This window comes from Geothrix sp. PMB-07, from assembly GCF_030758935.1.
GTDB lineage: Bacteria > Acidobacteriota > Holophagae > Holophagales > Holophagaceae > Geothrix.
Genome location: NZ_CP132333.1, coordinates 3,940,111 through 3,959,259, shown reverse-complemented (window position 1 = coordinate 3,959,259; position 19,149 = coordinate 3,940,111). Strand labels below are relative to the sequence as shown.

Annotated in this window: 16 protein-coding genes; 5 read left to right on the top strand and 11 right to left on the bottom strand. The window is 65.6% G+C overall.

Translation table 11 applies throughout. The annotated features are described in order from the left end of the window. Positions 1-49 precede the first annotated feature (49 nt). Positions 50-1,711, top strand: coding sequence for an MFS transporter (locus tag Q9293_RS17270; protein ID WP_306248675.1), 1,662 nt, complete (start codon positions 50-52; stop codon positions 1,709-1,711). Between the two features lie 305 nt (positions 1,712-2,016). Next, a complete protein-coding gene (acs, locus tag Q9293_RS17265; protein ID WP_306248674.1) occupies positions 2,017-3,969 on the top strand; it encodes an acetate--CoA ligase in 1,953 nt (650 codons plus the stop codon). Positions 3,970-4,032: 63 nt separating this feature from the next. Here the strand turns inward: acs and Q9293_RS17260 are convergent, their stop codons facing one another. From Q9293_RS17260 to Q9293_RS17230, 7 genes are all read right to left on the bottom strand, one after another. Beyond that, complete coding sequence (locus tag Q9293_RS17260; protein WP_306248673.1) at positions 4,033-4,848, bottom strand: purine-nucleoside phosphorylase; 816 nt, start codon at positions 4,846-4,848, stop codon at positions 4,033-4,035. Between the two features lie 17 nt (positions 4,849-4,865). Further along, complete coding sequence (locus Q9293_RS17255; protein WP_306248672.1) at positions 4,866-6,848, bottom strand: hypothetical protein; 1,983 nt, start codon at positions 6,846-6,848, stop codon at positions 4,866-4,868. 109 nt (positions 6,849-6,957) lie between these two features. Then, positions 6,958-8,016 carry a M23 family metallopeptidase gene (locus Q9293_RS17250; protein ID WP_306248671.1) on the bottom strand — a complete coding sequence of 353 codons (1,059 nt, stop codon included), beginning with the start codon at positions 8,014-8,016 and terminating at the stop codon, positions 6,958-6,960. Positions 8,017-8,174: 158 nt separating this feature from the next. Beyond that, positions 8,175-8,675, bottom strand: coding sequence for a cyclic pyranopterin monophosphate synthase MoaC (gene moaC / locus Q9293_RS17245; RefSeq protein ID WP_306248670.1), 501 nt, complete (start codon positions 8,673-8,675; stop codon positions 8,175-8,177). Between the two features lie 98 nt (positions 8,676-8,773). Continuing rightward, positions 8,774-9,421 carry an HAD family hydrolase gene (locus tag Q9293_RS17240; RefSeq protein WP_306248669.1) on the bottom strand — a complete coding sequence of 216 codons (648 nt, stop codon included), beginning with the start codon at positions 9,419-9,421 and terminating at the stop codon, positions 8,774-8,776. Between the two features lie 77 nt (positions 9,422-9,498). Further along, positions 9,499-9,954 (bottom strand): cache domain-containing protein, encoded by a 456-nt coding sequence (locus tag Q9293_RS17235; RefSeq protein ID WP_306248668.1) that lies wholly within the window; start codon positions 9,952-9,954, stop codon positions 9,499-9,501. Between the two features lie 72 nt (positions 9,955-10,026). After that, a complete protein-coding gene (locus Q9293_RS17230; RefSeq protein ID WP_306248667.1) occupies positions 10,027-11,331 on the bottom strand; it encodes a dicarboxylate/amino acid:cation symporter in 1,305 nt (434 codons plus the stop codon). Positions 11,332-11,431: 100 nt separating this feature from the next. On the opposite strand from Q9293_RS17230, the gene Q9293_RS17225 reads away from it, so the two are divergent. The 3 genes from Q9293_RS17225 to Q9293_RS17215 all read left to right on the top strand — a co-directional run bounded on the left by Q9293_RS17225 (position 11,432) and on the right by Q9293_RS17215 (position 14,524). After that, positions 11,432-12,583: a fatty acid desaturase gene (locus Q9293_RS17225; protein WP_306248666.1), complete on the top strand. Its 1,152-nt coding sequence runs from the start codon at positions 11,432-11,434 to the stop codon at positions 12,581-12,583. Positions 12,584-12,699: 116 nt separating this feature from the next. Next, positions 12,700-14,103 (top strand): dihydrolipoyl dehydrogenase, encoded by a 1,404-nt coding sequence (gene lpdA / locus Q9293_RS17220; protein ID WP_306248665.1) that lies wholly within the window; start codon positions 12,700-12,702, stop codon positions 14,101-14,103. Position 14,104: 1 nt separating this feature from the next. Then, on the top strand, positions 14,105-14,524 hold the full coding sequence (locus Q9293_RS17215; protein ID WP_306248664.1) for a hypothetical protein: 420 nt from the start codon (positions 14,105-14,107) through the stop codon (positions 14,522-14,524). Here the strand turns inward: Q9293_RS17215 and Q9293_RS17210 are convergent. Genes Q9293_RS17210 through Q9293_RS17195 form a run of 4 tightly spaced genes read right to left on the bottom strand, consistent with a single transcriptional unit; the run spans position 14,521 to position 19,099 of the window. Beyond that, positions 14,521-15,879: a serine/threonine-protein kinase gene (locus Q9293_RS17210; RefSeq protein ID WP_306248663.1), complete on the bottom strand. Its 1,359-nt coding sequence runs from the start codon at positions 15,877-15,879 to the stop codon at positions 14,521-14,523. The genes Q9293_RS17215 and Q9293_RS17210 overlap by 4 nt on opposite strands. Positions 15,880-15,906: 27 nt before the next feature. Further along, a complete protein-coding gene (locus tag Q9293_RS17205) occupies positions 15,907-16,734 on the bottom strand; it encodes a hypothetical protein (RefSeq protein WP_306248662.1) in 828 nt (275 codons plus the stop codon). Continuing rightward, a complete protein-coding gene (locus tag Q9293_RS17200; RefSeq protein WP_306248661.1) occupies positions 16,731-18,365 on the bottom strand; it encodes a hypothetical protein in 1,635 nt (544 codons plus the stop codon). The genes Q9293_RS17205 and Q9293_RS17200 overlap by 4 nt, the downstream gene beginning before the upstream one ends. Then, entirely contained in the window at positions 18,356-19,099 is a 744-nt protein-coding gene (locus tag Q9293_RS17195; RefSeq protein ID WP_306248660.1) for an ABC transporter ATP-binding protein, read from the bottom strand. The genes Q9293_RS17200 and Q9293_RS17195 overlap by 10 nt, the downstream gene beginning before the upstream one ends. Positions 19,100-19,149: the final 50 nt, after the last annotated feature.

Here is a 19,149-nt window from a genome sequence, read left to right as displayed (position 1 = left end):
CTCTACCCCCAAGGCTCACCCCAAGCCCTTTCACAGGAGGCATTCACCCATGGCCCTCGCAACTGAGCAGGTCGCTGCCAAGACCCCACTCACCAGTGAAGAACGGATGGTGATCATCGCCTCGTCCGTCGGCACGGTTTTCGAGTGGTACGATTTCTACCTCTACGCGACGCTCGCGCCGTTCTTTGCTGCCCTCTTCTTTCCGAAGGGGAACGAAACCGCGGCCCTGCTCTCGGCGTTCGCCGCCTACGCGGCGGGCTTTTTGGTCCGCCCCTTCGGCGCCTTGGTCTTCGGGCGAGTGGGTGACCTCATCGGCCGAAAGTACACCTTCCTGGTGACCATCATGGTCATGGGCCTGTCCACCTTCGGCGTGGGCCTCCTGCCCACCTTTACGGCCATCGGCTGGTGGGCGCCCATCATCATGGTGACCCTGCGTCTGCTTCAGGGTCTGGCCTTGGGTGGTGAGTACGGCGGCGCGGCAACCTACGTGGCGGAGCACTCCGCCCCCACGCGTCGCGGCTACAACACCAGCTGGATCCAGACCACGGCCACCGTGGGCTTCTTCCTGGCCCTGGCCATCATCGGCGGCTGCCGCTATGGCATGAACAAGGATTCCTTCGCCACGTGGGGTTGGCGCATTCCCTTCTGGGTGTCCATCGCGCTCTTGGGTGTGTCGGTGTGGATCCGTCTGAAGCTCCACGAATCGCCCATCTTCCAGAAGATGAAGTCCGAGGGCAAGGGTTCCAAGGCTCCGCTCACCGACAGCTTCCTCCGCTACCCCAACAACAAGTACGCGCTGCTGTCCCTCCTGGGCGCGACCATGGGCCAGGGCGTGGTCTGGTATACGGGCCAGTTCTACGCGCTGTTCTTCCTGCAGATCACGCTGAAGCTGGACTTCCTCACCACCTACATCCTGATTGGCGCCTCGCTGCTGCTGGGCACGCCGTTCTTCATCTTCTTCGGGTGGCTCTCGGACAAGGTGGGTCGCCTGAAGATCATCCTGCTGGGCTGCCTCATCGCCGCCCTCACCTACTTCCCCATGTTCAAGGCCCTCACCCACTATGTGAACCCGGCGCTGGAGGCCTTCCAGAACAGCACCGTGATTACCGTGGCCGCGGATCCCAAGAACGAGAATTTCGTCCTCTTCGTGCTGCCCAACACCAAGTTCAGCGAAGTGGATCGGGTGAATGACTTCTTCGCCAAGCAGGGCCTCAATGTGAATAAAGTCGGACCAGAAGCGGGCAAGCCCGTGGTGGCCACCATCACCGGGAAGAATGTTGCCACCGGCCAGGTCACCACCACCCGGGTGGAGGGCTGGAGCGCGGCCTCTGAAGCGGCCCTGAAAAAGGCCCTGACAGATCTTGGGTATCCGAAGGAAGCGGACAAGTCGAGGATCAACTACCCGATGACCCTGCTCATCCTCTTCGTCTTCCTCATCTACGTGACCATGGTCTACGGCCCCATCGCCGCCTTCCTGGTGGAGTTGTTCCCCACGAACATCCGCTACACCTCCATGTCGCTGCCCTACCACATCGGCAACGGCTGGTTCGGCGGCATGCTGCCCCTCTTCGCCACGGCCCTCGTGGCCCTCAAGGGCAACATCTACTACGGCCTCTGGTATCCCATCATCGTGGCCCTGGTCACGGTGGTCATCGGCTTCCTCTTCTTGAAGGAAACGAAGGACCGGGACATCAGCACCTACGAGCATTGATCCATTGATCCGACATTCCAGCGGGCATCCGCTGGAATCAAAACGGAGGCCGGGCGCGCGGAACCTTCCCTCGCCCGGCCTTTCCGAAGCTGGGACTCGCCACCCCTGCACCAGAGTGATCGCGTGGCGGGCCCCCGGTGGAAACGAGCACTGGACAAGGGTTTGCATGAGCCGGAGAATGGTCGCCACCCAACCTTCCTTTTCTCATCTCAACCATGCGGAAGCGCCTGACCAGGCGAGGCTCGCCACCTTCGAGGCCTCCGCTTTGTTCCATCCCGCACCACCCCTTGGCACGGAGCCCACTCATGTCCGACGACCTCTTCCCAGTCAAGCCGCAGATCCGGGAGCGGGCTCACATCAAGACCATGGAGGAGTACCAGCGGCTCTACCGGCTGTCCCTGGATAATCCGGAGTGGTTCTGGGGCGAACAGGCCAAGGCGCTGACCTGGTTCCACCCCTGGCAATCGGTCTTCGATGCGGACTACAAGGAGGTGGACTTCGCCTGGTATTCGGGTGGTCGCGTCAACGCCTGTTTCAATTGCGTGGACCGTCACCTGCCAACGCTGGGGGACAAGACCGCGCTCATCTGGGCCCAGGATGAGCCGGGGCAGTACACCCACATCACTTACCGCGATCTCAAGCACAACGTGGCCCGGGTGGCCAACGTGCTGCTGCACCACGGCGTGAAGAAGGGTGATCGCGTCTGCCTCTACCTGACCATGATCCCCGAGTTGGTCTACACCATGCTGGCCTGTGCGCGCATCGGCGCCGTGCATTCCGTGGTGTTCGGCGGATTTTCCGCGGAGGCTCTCCGCGACCGCATCGTCGATGCGCGCTGCAAGGTGGTGGTGACGGCCAACGAAGGCCTCCGCGGCGGGAAGCGTGTGCCGCTGAAACGCACGGTGGACCGCGCCATCGAGGGCATGTCCCTGGTGGAAACGGTGCTGGTGGCCCGCCGCACCGATGGCGACGTGCCCATGCAGCCGGGCCGAGACCTGTGGCTCGACGAGGAAACCACCAAGCAGCGTTCCACCTGCACCAACGAATGGATGGGGGCGGAAGATCCCCTTTTCATCCTCTACACCTCCGGCAGCACCGGGAAGCCCAAGGGGCTGCTTCACACCACGGGCGGCTACCTCACCTACGCCGCCTTCACGCACAAGATGGTCTTCGACTATCACCCGGATGACATCTATTTCTGCGCCGCCGACATCGGGTGGGTGACGGGCCACAGCTACATCGTGTACGGGCCGCTGGCCAACGGCGCCACCTCGGTGATCTTCGAGTCCACGCCGCTCTATCCCGATGCGGGCCGCTACTGGCAGATCATCGACGATCTGGGCGTGACCATCTTCTACACCGCGCCCACCGCCCTGCGTGCCCTGGCCCAGGCTGGGGATGAGTGGATCCACAAGTACAGCCGCAAGTCGCTGCGCGTACTGGGCACCGTGGGCGAACCCATCAATCCCGAGGTGTGGCGCTGGTATCACGACGTGGTGGGAGGCGGCCGTTGCACGGTGGTGGACACCTGGTGGCAGACGGAGACCGGCGGCATCCTCATCACGCCGCTGCCCGGTGTGACGCCCACCAAACCGGGATCGGCCACCCTGCCCTTCTTCGGCGTGAAGCCGGTGATCGTGGATGCCGCCACCGGCGTGCCCCTCGAGGGCAATGGGGTGGAAGGCGCCCTCTGTCTGGGAGCGCCTTGGCCAGGCCAGGCCCGCACGGTCCACGGCGACCACAAGCGGTTCAAGGAGACCTACTTCACCCAGTATCCGGGCTACTACTTCACGGGTGATGGTGCCCGCCGTGACGAGGATGGCTACTACTGGATCACGGGCCGCATCGATGATGTCATCAACGTGTCCGGCCACCGTCTGGGCACGGCGGAAGTGGAAAGCGCGCTCGTGGCCCATGAAGCTGTGGCCGAAGCGGCGGTGGTGGGATACCCGCACGCCATCAAGGGCCAGGGCATCTACTGCTATGTGCTGCTCAACAGCGGCTACGCCGAGAACGGCAACCAGCAGCTCATCGGCGCCCTCAAGGAGCAGGTGCGCCAGGTCATCGGCGCCTTTGCGGCACCGGATGTCATCCACATTGCCTCTGGTCTTCCCAAGACCCGAAGCGGCAAGATCATGCGCCGCATCCTGCGAAAGATCGCTTCGGCTGAGTACGACGGCATGGGCGACATCTCCACGTTGGCCGAGCCGGAAGTGGTGGCGCGTCTCATCGAGGAGCACCAGAAAGCTCAGAACTGACCTGTCCCTTCACTCGCAAAGAAGCCCGGCAGAGCCGGGCTTCTTTGCATGCTGCTTCGCGGGTTAAAGCGGAAGGCCCCGCACGAAGGCGCGGACCAGGGATTCAAAGCGTCCGGCGGCGGCGGCACCGGCTTCGAGCACTTCCTGGTGAGTGAGAGCCTGGGGCAGGATGCCGGCGGCCATGTTGCAGAGGCAGGAAATGCCAGCGACGCGCATGCCCTCGTGACGGGCCACGATGGCTTCGGGCACGGTGCTCATGCCCACGGCATCGGCACCCATGACGCGGAAGGCGCGGATTTCGGCCGGCGTTTCGTAACTGGGCCCGGTCAGCCCCAGGTACACGCCTTCACGTAGGGTCTGGCCGAGGGTCTTGGCGCAGGCCTGCAGGTGGGCCCGATAGGCCGGATCGTAGATGGCCGTCATGTCGGGGAAGCGGGGACCAGGCTCCACGTTGGGGCCGATGAGGGGATTGGTGCCGAACAGGTTGATGTGGTCGCTGAGGGCCATGAGGTCGCCCACGGCGAAGTCGGGATTGAGGGCGCCCGCGGCATTGGTGAGCAGCACGGCCTTCACACCAAGGCGGCCATAGAGCCGCATGGGCGTGACCACGAGGGGCATGGGGTGGCCCTCGTAGAAGTGGAAGCGCCCGGCCTGGAGGACCACCTTCCGGCCTTCAAATTCGCAAAAGACCAGCTTGCCGCCATGGCCAACCACCGTGGGGGCGGGGAACCCCGGCAGGTCGGTGAAGGGCAGGCTCACACCTTCCCTGGCCTCGGGGCCATCGGCCAGGGCGCCCAGACCCGAGCCAAGGACGATGGCCAGTTCCGGAATGAACGGCGCTTTGGCCTTCAGGGTTTGGAGGGACTCAGCAAAGGACATGTCTGGTTTCCAGGGGTTCAGGGGGCGGGCGTCAGGGCCAGGGTCACCGTGGTGTCTGCCTGCTGGGTGCCGGGGCTCTTCATGCGGATGCGGATGGGGTGGAACACAGGGGCCGTCCCCACCACGGGGAGGAGAATGACCTCGGTGGTTCCACCGGTGTTGGTGAAGCTGAAGGTCCGGGACAAGGAGGGGAAGTCGACCTCCACAAGGCCATCGGAAGGCAGGGCCGGAGTGATGGTGGCGGTCAGCTTGCAGCGCTTGTCTGTGGTCAGGCTGAAACCCGCGTAGGCGATTTCGCCCTGGGAAAGGTTCGGGAAGGCGGGCTGGTAGCTGACGACACCTGCGTTCACCACGGGCATGTCCACCTTGACGGCCTTGGCCATGCTCAGGGTCACCGGCGGGAAGGCGGCGATGGGATCCGTGCCCCAGTTGGTGGCGAAGGGCCCGTAGGTGCCCGAGGTGGGTCGGGGCCAGGTGATGCCGAAGGGGGCGGCGAGGGTGGTGATGACGGGGTCCGTCAGGATGGCTGTCAGGTCGACGGGCTCCGTCGACACCTTTGCCTCTTTGAGGCGGGAGAGCTGGCTGAAGATGTTCAGGGGTTCCATCTCACGGGTGCCCGTGGACGGATCGACAACCCCGGCCAGTGCGGCACTGGGCGTCAGGAAGAAGCGAGCCGCAGCCAGGGGATTGATCGTGGCCCAATTAGCGGAGGTGCCAGGCGAGGGCAGGCTGTTGGCCTTGAGGATGATCTCCCAGCCCAGGGCCCGAAGGGCGGGGGCGGAGTAAGGGGTCTTCTGGCTGGCAGTGAGGGCGCTCACGTCCCGGATGTCCTTCAACGGCGCCGCCAGGGCAGTTCCTTGGGTGTCGGCCAGGTAGGGGGATTTGAGCAGGTTGGCCGCCATGGCATCGGCCAGGCCCTCGATGCGGGCCATTTCGGGGCTCAGATCCGTGAGGGCCGCGCTGGGCGGGAAGAGGATGTTGGAGGGGACCGAATAGGTGCGGCCCACCAGACCGCTGTAGAGGGCATTGCGGGCAAGCAGCGGGAGGAGGACGCCTTCATCCCAGGCATCATCATTGGTGGGTCCCGCCTGGATGGATCCGAAGAAGTGGTACTTGCCGGTGCTGGGGTCGTAGGCCTGGGGGAACAGGGTGCGGTTGTATTCGATGAAGGTGCCCTTGGGTTCCGATTGGCCGGGCCAGTAGTGCAGATCCAGCGTGGAACCGGACGTGGCGGCGCCGTAGTTCGTGGTGAACGTGGCGATGGTGTCGCCGATGCCGAGGACGCGGCTGCCTGAACCTTGGCCTGCACTGCGACCAGGAAGGGTGGTCTCCAGGACGGCCTTGGCGATGTTGGGCACCAGGGTGCCCAATTCCAACTCGGGATTGACCACCCACCAGGCATCGTTCAGGCCGACCGAAAAATCCACCTTGGTATCGCCGACCAGCACGGAGGTGGGTGTGTTGGTCCCGGCGGGGGCGGTGCCATCCGCAGCCTTGCGGAGGGCGTAGAGACGACGCTGCACTGCCGCAGTTCCGCTGTTGATGGGTTCGGCCACCACGTTGATGACATCCGCTCCGGAACTGGGGAAGCTGCTGAGAATTTCCACCATGGTAGGACGATTCTTGAGCAGGATTTTGCTGCTGAGCGTGTAGGTACCCGGTGCCGTCGTCGTCGTATCAGTGCTGGTCTCTGCGACCATCATCCACACCTGGGTCGTGCTGCCATCGGGCTGGGTCTGATCCACTTGCTGGTAGGCCCGCACCTTGACCCCCCGTGCGGGTAGGCTGGTGAGGTTGGCAGGCACCGTCGAATCGACCAGTCCCGTGGGCTTGCCGTTGGCATCGAATGCCAGGGGCACGCGGGTGTAGGTGATGGTTCCGGTGATGGTGGCGGTCGTGATGGTGGCGGGATCAGTGCCCTTCTTCCCGTGGCAGGCCAGGGCCAAGGCCAGCATCGCCATGGCCCCCAGGGTCTGGAGGAAAGCTCGGTACAGCGGCATGACCACCTCGAAAAGGCGAAAAGTCCAAGTCTAACACGTGCCCCCACGCTGATCCCGCGCGGGGATCAGGAGGCACGCTCTCTTCCTGTGCGGTGGACAGGGCGGAAGTTCAGCGGATCGGGCCAGTTCCCAGCAACGCGTTCTGGGCTGCCACATCGGCGTTGATCTCTTCCTCGTCGTTGAGGACCGGCAGGGGGTTGCGCTGCACGCCGTCCACCCGGAGTTCAAAGTGGAGGTGGGGGCCGGTGGCGTTGCCCGTGCGGCCCACTTCGGCGATCTTCTGGCCGCGGCGCACGATGTCGCCTTCATGGACCAGGTTCAGCTTGTGGTGGCCATACAGCGTGGCCACACCGTTCCCGTGGTCCACCACCACGTAGTTGCCATAGGCTTTGTGCTTCCCTGCGACGATCACCTGCCCATCCAGGGCTGCGAACACGGCGGTACCCATGGGCGCGTTGAGATCCACGCCTTTGTGGCGGCCCTTGTAGCGCACCCGCTTCTTCCGCTGGTTCTTCACACGGACGGTTTTCGTACGCATGCGGGGGCCCCAGGCCGAGCTGATGGTCCGGGTTTCCACAGGCCAGAGGAGGTCGAGTCGATCAGGATCCGCCGCAGCGAAGGTGGGCAACAGGGCGTTGAGTTCGGCCTCGGTGACAGGGGGCATCACCTGCTGCATGCGGGCCAGAAGCTGGGCTGTGGTGCCGGGTGCCTGGTGGGCATCCACATTGGGGGAGCTGAAGGTGGCGCTGAACGTCACCGGCCCGCGCACCTGGTAAGGGAGGAGTCGCTCCAGGTGGGGCATGGGAGTGGGCACCACTGCAGGGGTGCCGGGCAGGGCCACCAGAGCGGCCCTCGGGGCTGGGGCAGCCTCAGCGGGGCCATGGCTGGCTTCTGCCGCTTGGATTTTGGAGTGACCAATGGTCAAGCGAGTGCCCACGGACAGCTTGGACAGGCTCTTGCCGGGGTTCAGGGCGGCCAACTCGGCCAGGCTCAATCCATTGGCTCGGGCCACCGAGGCAGCGGTCTCGCCCTTGCGGATCACGTGCACCGTTCCAGTGGCCGTTTGCGCGGCGGGCCGACGGGGGGGCTTCTTGGAGGATCGCTTCGGCGCGGCTTGGAGGCCAAGGCTGAGGGACGATAGGAGAAGGGGCAGAACGGCAAGACGCATGGGGAAACTCCCGGCTGGAACGGAAAAGCCTGCTTCGCTAGGCCTCCATGTGGGGGTCGTGACCCCGGTGCTCGATGATGTGGAAATGTCCAACCCCCATGCTAGCGGGTCGGGGAGGGCCTGAAAATGCAAATGTTTTCCAACTGGGCCTCCCGGGATCAGGGCTCCCACGGGCAGTCAGCCCAGGGCATGGCGAGGGTGCCCCGGCGGCCCCCCTCTTTCCGCAAGAGCCTGGCGGGGCCCAAGACCATGCCGTGGCTCACGGCCTTCAGCATGTCGTAGAGCACCAGAAGGCCCACGGTGACCCCGGCCAGGGCCTCCATCTCAATGCCGGTCCGGCCCTCGCAGCTCACCTGGACCTTCAGCCAGGCGCGGCGGGTGAGGGGGTCCCAGTGGTGGCTGACATCCACGGCTTCGATGGCCAGGGGATGGGCCAGGGGAATCAGGTCGGAGGTCCGCTTCACGCCCCCCACGGCCCCGATGCGGGCCACGGACCAGGGATCGCCCTTGGGGCCCCCGCCCTGGGTCAGAGCCTTGGCGGCGGGTTCATCCAGTTCCAGGTACCCGGCTGCGACGGCCAACCGGCGGGTGATGGCCTTGGCAGAGACATCCACCATCTGGGGACGGCCTTCGGGATCGAGATGGGTCAGGCCAGCCATGGGGCCTCCGAGGTGAGCGCTTCCATCAGGCTCTGCCTGGGGAAGCGCTGGCGATCCGGGGGACATCCCGAGCGCGGCGAGCAGACGGTGCCCCCGGATCATAAGTAGGCGAGGAGGATGTCTCGCAGCGCTGCCGTGTCTGGGGCGTAGGCCCGGGGGCCACAGGCGGCCAGGGCCTCCTGGCCATAGAAACCGTGACCCACAGCCAAGCTGGGCACCCCGGCAGCCCGGGCCATGTCCAGGTCGAAGGGGGTGTCACCCACCATGAGGATGTCTTCAGGGGCGAGGCCGGTGAGGGTCTGCACCTTTTCCAGGGATTCGGGATGGGGCTTCCCGTGGGTGACTTCATCGGGGGTGATGATGGGGTCGAAGAGGGGTTCCCAGTTCCATTGGGCCATCTGCCGCAGCAGGGGCAGTCGGCGCTTGGAGGTGACCACAGCCATGCGTTGGCCGCGGGCCTTCAGTTCGCCCAGCAATTCGGGGATGCCCTCAAACGGCTGCATCAGGTGTTCATGCTCGGCGTGGCCGAAGCTGCGGTAGGCCTTCAGCACCGTGTCCATGTCCAGGCCCAGGGGGTCGAAAGTATTGTGGATGCCGGCTTCCACAGGCAGTCCTACGTACTTGAGCCATTCCGCCATGACAGACCGAGGTTGACCCAGGGCATCCAGGGCGTGGGCCATGCCCGCTTCTATGAGGGGACGGCTGTCCACCAAGGTGCCGTCGAAGTCCCAGGCGATGAGTTTCAAGGAAGCCTCCAGCCTTCCATTATGCCGGAGGCCGATGTCGGCCCCTGAGGGAGCCGGTGGGGCGCGGTGGCCCCACCTCACTTCTTATAGATCCCTGCGCCGAAAATCAGGTTGTCCCAGACTTCGATGTAGCTGGTCTTGGGCTCCTTCTGGTTGGTCTTGGGGTTCAGGTACTTGTAGTCGTGCCAGCCCTTGCCCTTGGTCTTGGCCAACTGCACCCGTTCCCGGACGAATTCCACGCCATCCGGGTCCTTCGCCTTGATCTGGTTCACACCGACCTTGCTGGCCCCCTGGCCGTGGGCGACGACCTTTCCATCCATGTCGTAGATGAAGACATAGAGCTCTCCGCCGTATCGATGGAAGCGCCCGCCGACGTGGGTGACTTCTCTGATGGCCGCTTCCTTGCCGTTGGTCTTGGCAAAGGCGATGGCTTCTTTCACCAGGGTTTCGACTTCAGCGGGAGTGACCTCCTGGGCTGCCAGGGAAAGGCAAATAACTGGAAGGAGGAATGGGCTGCAGATATTCATTCGCATGAAGGCCCCTTGGTAATAACCGTCCATTCCTTATCGGCCGGGGCCCCGTCAAGTTGAAAGCTGCTCCCCCAGTCAATTTTCCTGGTCGGGCAGCGCCTCGGCCTCCGTGCCGAACACCCCCTCCCACTTCGCGATGACCACGCTGGCCAGGCCGTTGCCGATGACATTCACGGTGGTGCGGGCCATGTCCATGATCTCGTCCACCGCCAGGAGCATGGCGATGCCTGCCTCGCCCGGCAGGCCGAAGCTGCCGCAGGTGGCGGCGATGATGACCAGGGTGGCCCGTGGCACACCTGCCACGCCCTTGCTGGTGAGCATGAAGGTGAAAACCATGAGCAGCTGCTGACCCAGGCTCATGTGGATGCCCGCCGCCTGCGCGATGGTGAGGCTGGCGAGCACCAGATACAGGGTGGAGCCATCGAGGTTGAAGCTATAGCCCGTGGGGATGACGAAACTGGCCACGCGGCGGGGCACGCCGAAGCGCACGACCTCCTCCAACAGTTTGGGAAGGGCCGCCTCGCTGCTGGCGGTGCTGAAGGCAGTCAGCGCTGGATCCTTGATGGCCTTCACGAAGCCCAGGATGCGGATGCCCGACAGCCAGGCGATGGGCACGAAGACCAGGATGAACAGCAGGCTGAGGGCGAGATACAGGCTGCCGACCAGCAGGCTGTATTGCTTGAGCAAGTGGAAGACCGCGGGCCAACCCTTGAGCAGCGCGCCGTTCACCGTGTGACCGGCCGCCATGTGGCTCACGTTGTAGGCCATGGCTCCGAAGACGCCCAGGGGCGTGAGCTTCATGACGAAGTCCGTGTACTTGAACATGGTCTGCGCCACACCGTCGAAGAAGGCCAGCACGGGTTTGCCGCGCTCACCCACCTTGGTGAGCGCGATGCCGAAGAGGGCGGCGAAGATCACCACGGGCAGGATGTCGCCCTCGGCCGCGTGCTGGATGAGGTTCGAGGGGAACATGTGGAGGGCGATCTCCCAGCCGGTCTTGGCCTTCACCGCGGCCACGGCCGTGTGGGCGCCCAGATCCATGGGCAGGTGGGCACCGGGTTTCAGCCAGTTGCCTACGGCCAGCCCGATGAAGAGGGCCAGGGTGGTGACGATCTCGAAGTAGAGCAGGGCCTTGGCGCCCATGCGGCCCACGGCCCGGATGTCGCCGGTCTGGGCGATGCCTACGATGATGGTGGACAGCAGCAGGGGGACGATGAGCCCCTTGATGAGGCTGATGAAGGCCTTGGAGAGGAAGCGGAAGCCGTCGTAGGCCCAGGGGTACTGGTCCTGGGGCAGGAAGCCGCCCAGCACGACGCCCATGAGCAAGCCGAGGAAGATCCAGGTGGTGCTGGAGCGGTACCAGGGGCGCGTCTCGGTCACGGAAACCTCTTGGGCAGAGCGTTACGGAATGGGGCAAGTTTGGCATGGGACGTCTATGGCCGACCCGGGGTAGCATTAAGCTCTTTTTTGGAGTCAATGGATGGCCCTGGCCAAGCGCTGGAATCTCCTGAACACCTCCTTTCTTACGGGAACCCTTGGGTTGGCCCTGGTGTTGGTCCCCTGGCGCCTGGCCACTTCGGGCCTCCGGTGGAGTGAGGTCCTGGTCTGTCTGGCCATGGTGTTCGGCATCGGCACCGCCATCAGCGGCGGCTACCACCGGCTTTTCAGTCACCGGGCCTACAAGGCGTCGTGGTTGGTGCGTTTCCTGTTCCTCTGTTTCGGCGCCGCGGCCTTCGAGAATTCAGCGCTCAAATGGTCCAGCGACCACCGTGTGCACCATCGCCATGTGGACACAGATCTGGACCCCTATGCCATCAAGCGAGGCTTCTGGCACGCCCACTGGACCTGGGTGATGGAGGACAAGGCCCTGCCCATCGCGGGCGTGGCGGACCTGGAGAAGGATCCCCTGATCCAGTGGCAGCATCGGCACCACTTCCTCATCGGGGCCGTGGTGGCCACCATCCCCCTCTGGATTGGCCTGGCCACGGGCAACCTCATCGGCCACTTTGTTTTCGGCGTGGCCCTGCGCATCGTGCTGACGCACCACACCACCTTTTTCATCAACAGCGCCGCCCATATGTTCGGCAGCCGCCCTTATACGGATGCCAACACGGCGCGCGACAACTGGCTGCTGGCGCCCCTGACCTATGGAGAGGGCTACCATAACTTCCACCATCAGTGGCAGTGGGACTACCGCAATGGCGCCCTTTGGTACCAGTGGGACAGCACCAAGTGGCTGCTGAACCTGCTCAATTGGATGGGCCTGGTGGGCGGCTTCCGGCGCGTGTCCGATGCGGCCATGACCCGGGCCCGGCTCCACATGGAGGAGAAGCGCCTCCGGGAGCGCCTGTCGCTGGCCAGCCCCGGCTCGGCCACGCCCATGAAGGCCCGGCTGGAGGCAGCGCGGGTGAAGCTCGATGCCGCCCTGGCGGCCCTCCACGATCGGCATGAAGCCTGGGGTCAGAAAAAGGCGGAGTGGCGGGCCAAGGGCCACGCCAAAGCCGAAGCCTGGCGGGAGGCCAAATCCGAATGGCGGGCTTCCATGGCCATCCACCGGCGAGAGTTGAGCGCTGCCTGGGCCGAATGGCGGGCGGCCCGGATGGAAGTTAGGAGTGCCCTCGTCTACTCCTGATCTCATCTGGTGAGAGACGAATGCACGATGAGAAGCGGTCTGCCCTCGTCGCCGCAGGACCAGGCACCGCCGCCGTTCTCATGGGATACTGACTTGGTTCGACCCGTGGAGGATTCATGGCCCAGTTCGACCTCATTGTCATCGGCTCCGGCCCCGGCGGCTATGTGGCTGCCATTCGTGCGGCCCAGCTGGGACTGAACACGGCCCTCGTCGAGCGGGATGCCGTCCTCGGCGGCACCTGCTTGCATCGGGGTTGCATCCCGGCCAAGACCTGGCTGGAGACGGCCCACCGGCTCGAGCAGATGCAGGACGCTGATACCTACGGCATCGACGGCGTGGACGGCAAGGCCCTCAAGCCCAACCTGACGGCCATCGTGAAGCGCAAGGGGCGCATTGTTTTGAAGAACGCCAAGGGCATCGAGTTCCTCATGAAGAAGAACAAGGTGACCGTGCTGAAGGGCTTCGGCAAGCTGCTGGGTGGCGGCAAGGTGGATGTGAACGGCGAGGTGCACGAGGCCAAGCGCATCATCCTCGCCACGGGCTCGTCGCCCAAGCCCATCCCCGGTCTGGAGACTGACGGCAAGCAGGTGCTGAACAGCGACCACATCCTGGACATCACGGAACTGCCGACCCACCTGGTGATCCTGGGCGCCGGCGCCATCGGCGTGGAGTTCGCTTCCGTGTTCAGCCGCCTGGGCTCCAAAGTGACCCTGGTGGAATTCATGGACACCATCCTGCCGCTGGAGGATGAGGACATCGGCCTGGAGCTGGCGAAGATCTTCAAGAAGTCCTACAAGATCGACGTGCGCACCAAAACCAAGATCACCCGCATCGAGAAGCGGGCCGACGGTGTGGTGTGCCACCTGGAGGGTGAGACCCCCGGCGAGGTCGTGGGCAGTCACCTGCTGGTGGCCGTGGGCCGCGCACCCCAGGTGGAGGGCATCGGCCTGGAGAAGACCAAGGCTCAGGTGGATCGTGGCTGCGTGGTCATCGACAAGTTCATGCAGACCGGTGAGCCCGGCCTCTACGCCATCGGCGACATTGTGCGCACCCCCTGGCTGGCCCACGTGGCCAGCGACGAAGGCATCGTGGCCGCCGAGCACGCCGCTCAGAGCCTGGGCAAGGACGTGCATCCCCACCCCATCCGTTACGACCGCTTCCCCGCTTGCACCTACTGCGATCCCGAAGTGGGCTCCATTGGTCTCAGCGAAAAGGCGGCCAAGGCCAAGGGCCATGATGTGCAGGTGGGCAGCTTCCCCTTCTCGCCCATGGCCAAGGCCAACATCGTGGGTGAGCCCCACGGCTTCATCAAGATCGTGGCCGACAAACAGTACGGCGAGATCCTGGGCATCCACATCCTGGGCCCCAAGGCCACGGAGCTGGTGGCCTCCAGCGTGGCACTCATGGGTGGCGAGTTCACGGTGGATGAACTCATCCACACCATGTATCCGCACCCCACCCTGAACGAAGTGTTCCCCGAGGCCGCCCGCGCCGTCTACGGCCGCGCCCTCAACATGTAGCATGCGCCGAAGCCCGCTCCTCCTGCTGCTGCCGGGCCTGCTTCAGGCGCAGGCTCCGGCGGTGCTGGGGCGGCTGTACTACACCACGTCCACAGGCCGCGCCCTCACCTTCCGGGTGGTGGAGGCGGGGCCGGGGCGCATGTCCCTGGCGCCGGAAACCGGCGATGCTGGCCGCGTGCGCGCCGAGGTGCTGGCCCGCGTAGGCGAGCGGAATCGTCTGGCCCCGGGCGCCATCACCATGGCTGATCCCCTGCCTCCGGCCTGGAATGGTGGCGCGCCGGGATCCAACCTCATCCAGACTGCCGACCACACCATCTTCTGGCGCTATGCGCCGGAGCAGGTGCTTCCTGCGCGCTTCATGGCCGCAGGGCTGACCTGGGAGTTGCTCACGGCGGACCTGCCTCCGGGGCGACGCTTTTAGTTCTCACCCTTCAGGAGCCGTTCCCGCAGGTCCGCCGACAGCTTCCGGCCATGGACCTTGTCCTTCTCGAGCATGGCCCTGAACTTCGCGTTCTTCAGCATCTCGGCGCCGCTGGTTTTGCGGTCGCGGGCCTCCTGCGCGGTGGCCTCCAGCAGCTCCATGAAGCCCATGCGGTAGTAGATGGCCATTTTCAGGGCGTAGGCATCGGGGTCCACAGGCTGGTTATCCGGCGTGGCGTCGATGACCTCCTGTACGAGCTTGAGGGCGTGCTCGGGCTTGGCGTCCATCTGACGGGCGGCCTCCTCCAGCACCACCTCGTTGATGTGCGTGTTGACGGCCGGAGGGGCGGGGGTGGAGACCTTGCGAAGACTCGCCAGGCCAATCCCGGTCGCCAAGGCGAGCACGCCCAGACCCACGGCCCAAACGGCCCATTCAGGACGAGCCTTCCTGGGAGTGGATGCCATGGGATGGCCGCTGCCGCTCGATCCGGGAAGGGCCACGGTGGCGTCATCCAGGGGCGCGATCCAGGTGGGATTCTTGGCGGCGCGCAGAGCCCGAGCCGCATCCGTGGCCGTCGGGAAACGGGAGCTGGGATCCTTCGCCAGCAGGCGGTTCGCCAGGGCCTTGACCGAGGGGCTCACGCCCTCGAAGGTCGTGTCCTCCAGCGGATGGGGCTCGTCATGGATGATGGTGTAGACCATGGCTCCGCTGCTCGGCGCCGCGAAGGGCCTTTCGCCGCTGAGGCCCTCATGCAGGATGACGCCCACGGAAAAGAGATCCGAAGCGGGCTGGCTCTTGCCCGTGCGCAGGTATTCCGGGGCCATGTAGGCCAGGGTGCCCACCACGTGGCCGGTCTGGGTCAGCTCGCCATCGTTTAGTTTCGCCACGCCGAAATCCATGACCTTGGCGTGCAGCTCGCCGTCCTCCTTTTGCACCATGACGTTGGTGGGCTTGATGTCGCGGTGGATGATGCCGTGTTTGTGGGCTTGGGCGAGGCCTTCGCATACCTGGGCGAGGATCTCCAGCAGCTCCGAAGGCCGGAGTTCGCCGCGTTGCAGCAGGGTGGCCAGATCCTCGCCCGGGACGTATTCCATCACCAGGTAGAGCAGGTCGCCATCGGTGCCGAATTCAAAAACCGTGACCACGTTGGGATGCTGCAGCAGGCCCGCGGCCTTGGCCTCACGGGCGAAGCGATCACGCAGGTCCCCGCCCATGTCTTCGCCGATGAGGGCCGGGCGGATGGTCTTGATGGCCACCTCGCGGCCGATGCCCGGATCGCGTCCGAGGTAGACCTCGCCCATGGCCCCCTGGCCGAGCAGCCGGACGATCTCGAACTTGCCGATGTGGGTGCGCATGCCCAGCCATCTTCTCAGAAGCGGTGCTCAACACCGCGCGCAGAAATGAGGCGGCCCTGGCAGGCGGGACAGTCCCGCCATAGCCAGCTCCCAGGCCTGTACCGGGCCCCGGAAGGCGGCGATTTCGGGCGTCAGGCAGCGCAGGGCGTGCAGGCCCGAGGGATCCGCGGGCAGGGGCAGGATGGGTACGGGCTGGGCTGAGTTTGAGTAAACGGCCGCGCGCAGGGCGGCACGGAGGACATCCGTCATGGGTGTGGCGAAGGGCAGCTCCAGCGGCGGCACGCGCAGCTCCGCGCCTTCAGGCAGGGGTACGCCAGGCCAGAGCTCGGTTTCGAAGCCGCCGTGTTCCGCATGGTCGGCCGTTTCGCGCCACTCCGGCCGACGGAAGACCATCTTGCGGCGATCCTTCTCCCAGTGCGAGAGGAAGGCCTTCAGCTCGCCCTTCTCCAGGGGGCCCATGGGCGCCTTGGCCAGGGGCACGGGTGTGGCGCGGAGGATGCGGCCGGGCAGGCGCCGGGCCAGCATGGGCTTGTTCGTGAGCCAGGGCAGCCCGGCATCGAGGGCCGCCACCAGGGCACCGATGCGGCGGCGGTGATGCTCCAGGGCCCGGGGCAGATCGCAATCAGGCAGCGGCAGCAGGGCCAGCAGGTTGATTTCCACGCCAGCGGCCTGGGCGCGCTCGGCACCCTCCAGAGCTGCCAACAGGTCTGCCGCTTTCCGGCCCAGCACCGCCACCTGGGGCAGGGCATGGCCCTTGAGGCGTTCCACCAGCAGCAGGGTGCCTGCGCCTTCTCCGCCGCTGAGCAGCACCCCGCCGAGCTCTGCGGCCAGCTGGAGGGCGACCGGCTGCATCATCCCAGACGCTCCACCAGGACTTCGCGGCGGGCGTCGAGGTACCGGGCCATGGTGGGCAGCAGGGCCAGGTGGGCAGCCAGAACGAGCAGGAAGGCCAGGGCCATGACCGGCACCAGCCAGACCGGCGCCACCCAGGCGACCAGGGCGTAGAGGCCACCAAAGAGGCCCGTCCACAGGCTGGCTGTCGCCAGGCTCAGCATGCCCACGGCAAAGGGCATGTTGCTGTTCTTCAGGCTGTCCAGGGCCATGGGTCTGGGTGCCCACAGGGAGGTCCACTGCCCGACCGCACTCTGAGCGAGGAACACGCAGCCCAGCATCAGCAGACCGGCGAAAAGGGGGCCGAGCGCCGCGTGCTCGAAGACTGCCAGGAGGATCATCAGCAGCAGCGCCTGCAGGCCCTGGTGCGCGGCCATCCCCAGCAGCTTGCCCTTGAGCAGATCCTGCGCTGGGATGGGCAGCAGCAGCATGGCCTTGATGCCGTGCCGGTCCAGACCGAACTGGTTCAGCATGACGTTGTTTCCCACCAGGGACAGGTAGGCGAAGGCGGCGGGCACCGCCCACAGCGACTGGCCGCGCAGCTGGGCGAAGGGGCCCTTGAGCAGCACCAGCGTCATGATGGGCATGAGGAACGCGAAGCGGCCCAGCTGGCTGGCCATGAGGGTGCGGAAGTGGAGGCGGCCCACGCCCTCGGCGGGCCCGCTGAAGGACCAGAGTTTGTCCGGTCCGCGGGAGGCCGCCTTGGAGGCGCCTTCATCACGAGATTCCCGGGCCACCAGGCGGGCTCCCAGCACCATGAGCAGGGCCAACAGGGCCAAGGGGTAGGCGTGCCGAAGCAGACCCAGGCCCCAGCGGCCCGCCCTGGCATCGGCCAGGCTCTGGGCCGCGGCGTGGGTGGGCAGGACAGACACCAACCGCGTGCCGCGCTCCACCAGCGAATCGAGCTGGGCCCGCTGGGCGGCATGATCGGTGGGCGCGATCTGAACGGCGGGTGTTTCCTTCTTTCTCGATTTCTGGGGAAGCTGGGCCGTGGCGAGGGTGGTGGCCACCCAGGCGACGGCGCCCAGCAGCACCAGGGCCATGCGGAGCCGCTTCACCAGGGCCGCCGCCAGCCCGCCCACGAGCAGCTGGAGAGCCAGCAGGGCACCCAGGGTTTCCAGGAACAGGAGTGGCAGCCCGGGAATGGAGGCGGGTGAACCCAGGCCCAAACCCACGAGGAAGGCCAGCAGGCCCAGGCCGAGGATGAGAGGCAGGGGGTCCCCGAGGCCAGCCACCAGTTCCGCCAGGTACAGCGTGCGCAGCTTCAGAGGGAAACCCCGGTAGGTCTCCCAGTTCAGCTGGCGGGCGCCGCCGATGATGCCACCGAAGAGGCCACCCCCAATGCTGATGAGGGCCAGGGCCAGGCCGAGAAAGACCGGTGCCAACGGCTTGTGGAAGTTGCTGCCGAGCACCCAACCCAGACCACCCAGGCCCAGGAATAGGGGGCCGATGGCGAAGAGCCCCACCAGGCAAGTCAGGATGACCAACACCAGGGTGCCCTGACGCCCCATCTCCCGGGCGGAGCGGTTCCACGAGGTTTGGGCATGGGCCGTCAGCAGGGCCCGAAACACGGCCAGGCCGGTGCTCACAGCCACGACAGCGCCCCCTTCTGGGCGCCGCCCACCAGATCCACGAAGAGCTGTTCGAGGCTTTCGCCGCCGCGCCGCAGCTCTTCCAGTGGACCGAAGCCCTTGATGCGGCCTTCGTCCAGGATCGCGATGAGGGGGCAGAGGCGCTCCACCACTTCGAGGATGTGGCTGGTGAGCACCAGGGTGACGCCGCTCTGCTGCAGGCTGTGCAGGATGTCCTTGATGGTGCGGCTGGTGACCGGATCGATGCCCTCGAAGGGCTCGTCGAGGAACACCATGCGGGGGGCGTGGATGAGCGCCGCGCAGAGGGCCACCTTCTTCTTCATGCCGAAGCTGTAGTCGGCGATGAGCGTCTTGGGTGGTGTGGAGAGGTCGAGTTTGTCGAAGAGTTCCTCGCGGCGCTGGTCGATGAGCGCATCCGGCATGCCGTACATGCGGCCCACGAAGCGGAGGTACTGGGGGCCCGAAAGCATGTCGAGCAGGGCCATGTCCTCGGGCATGGCGCCGATCTGCCGCTTCACCGCCAGAGGCTCCTTGGCCAGGTCGAGGCCCAGCACGTGAATGGAGCCGGATGTGGGCGTCAGAAGGCCCGTCACCATCTTCAGCGTGGTGGATTTCCCCGCGCCGTTGCGGCCCAGCAGGCCCAGGAAGGCGCCGGCTTCCAGGCTGAGGTTGAGGCCGTCCACGGCAGTCTTCTCGCCGAAGCGCTTGGTGAGGGAATCGAGCTGGAGGGCGGGCATGCAACGAGGGTAGCAGTGGCCCTCAGGCGCGGCGCCTTCCGGTAGACTTC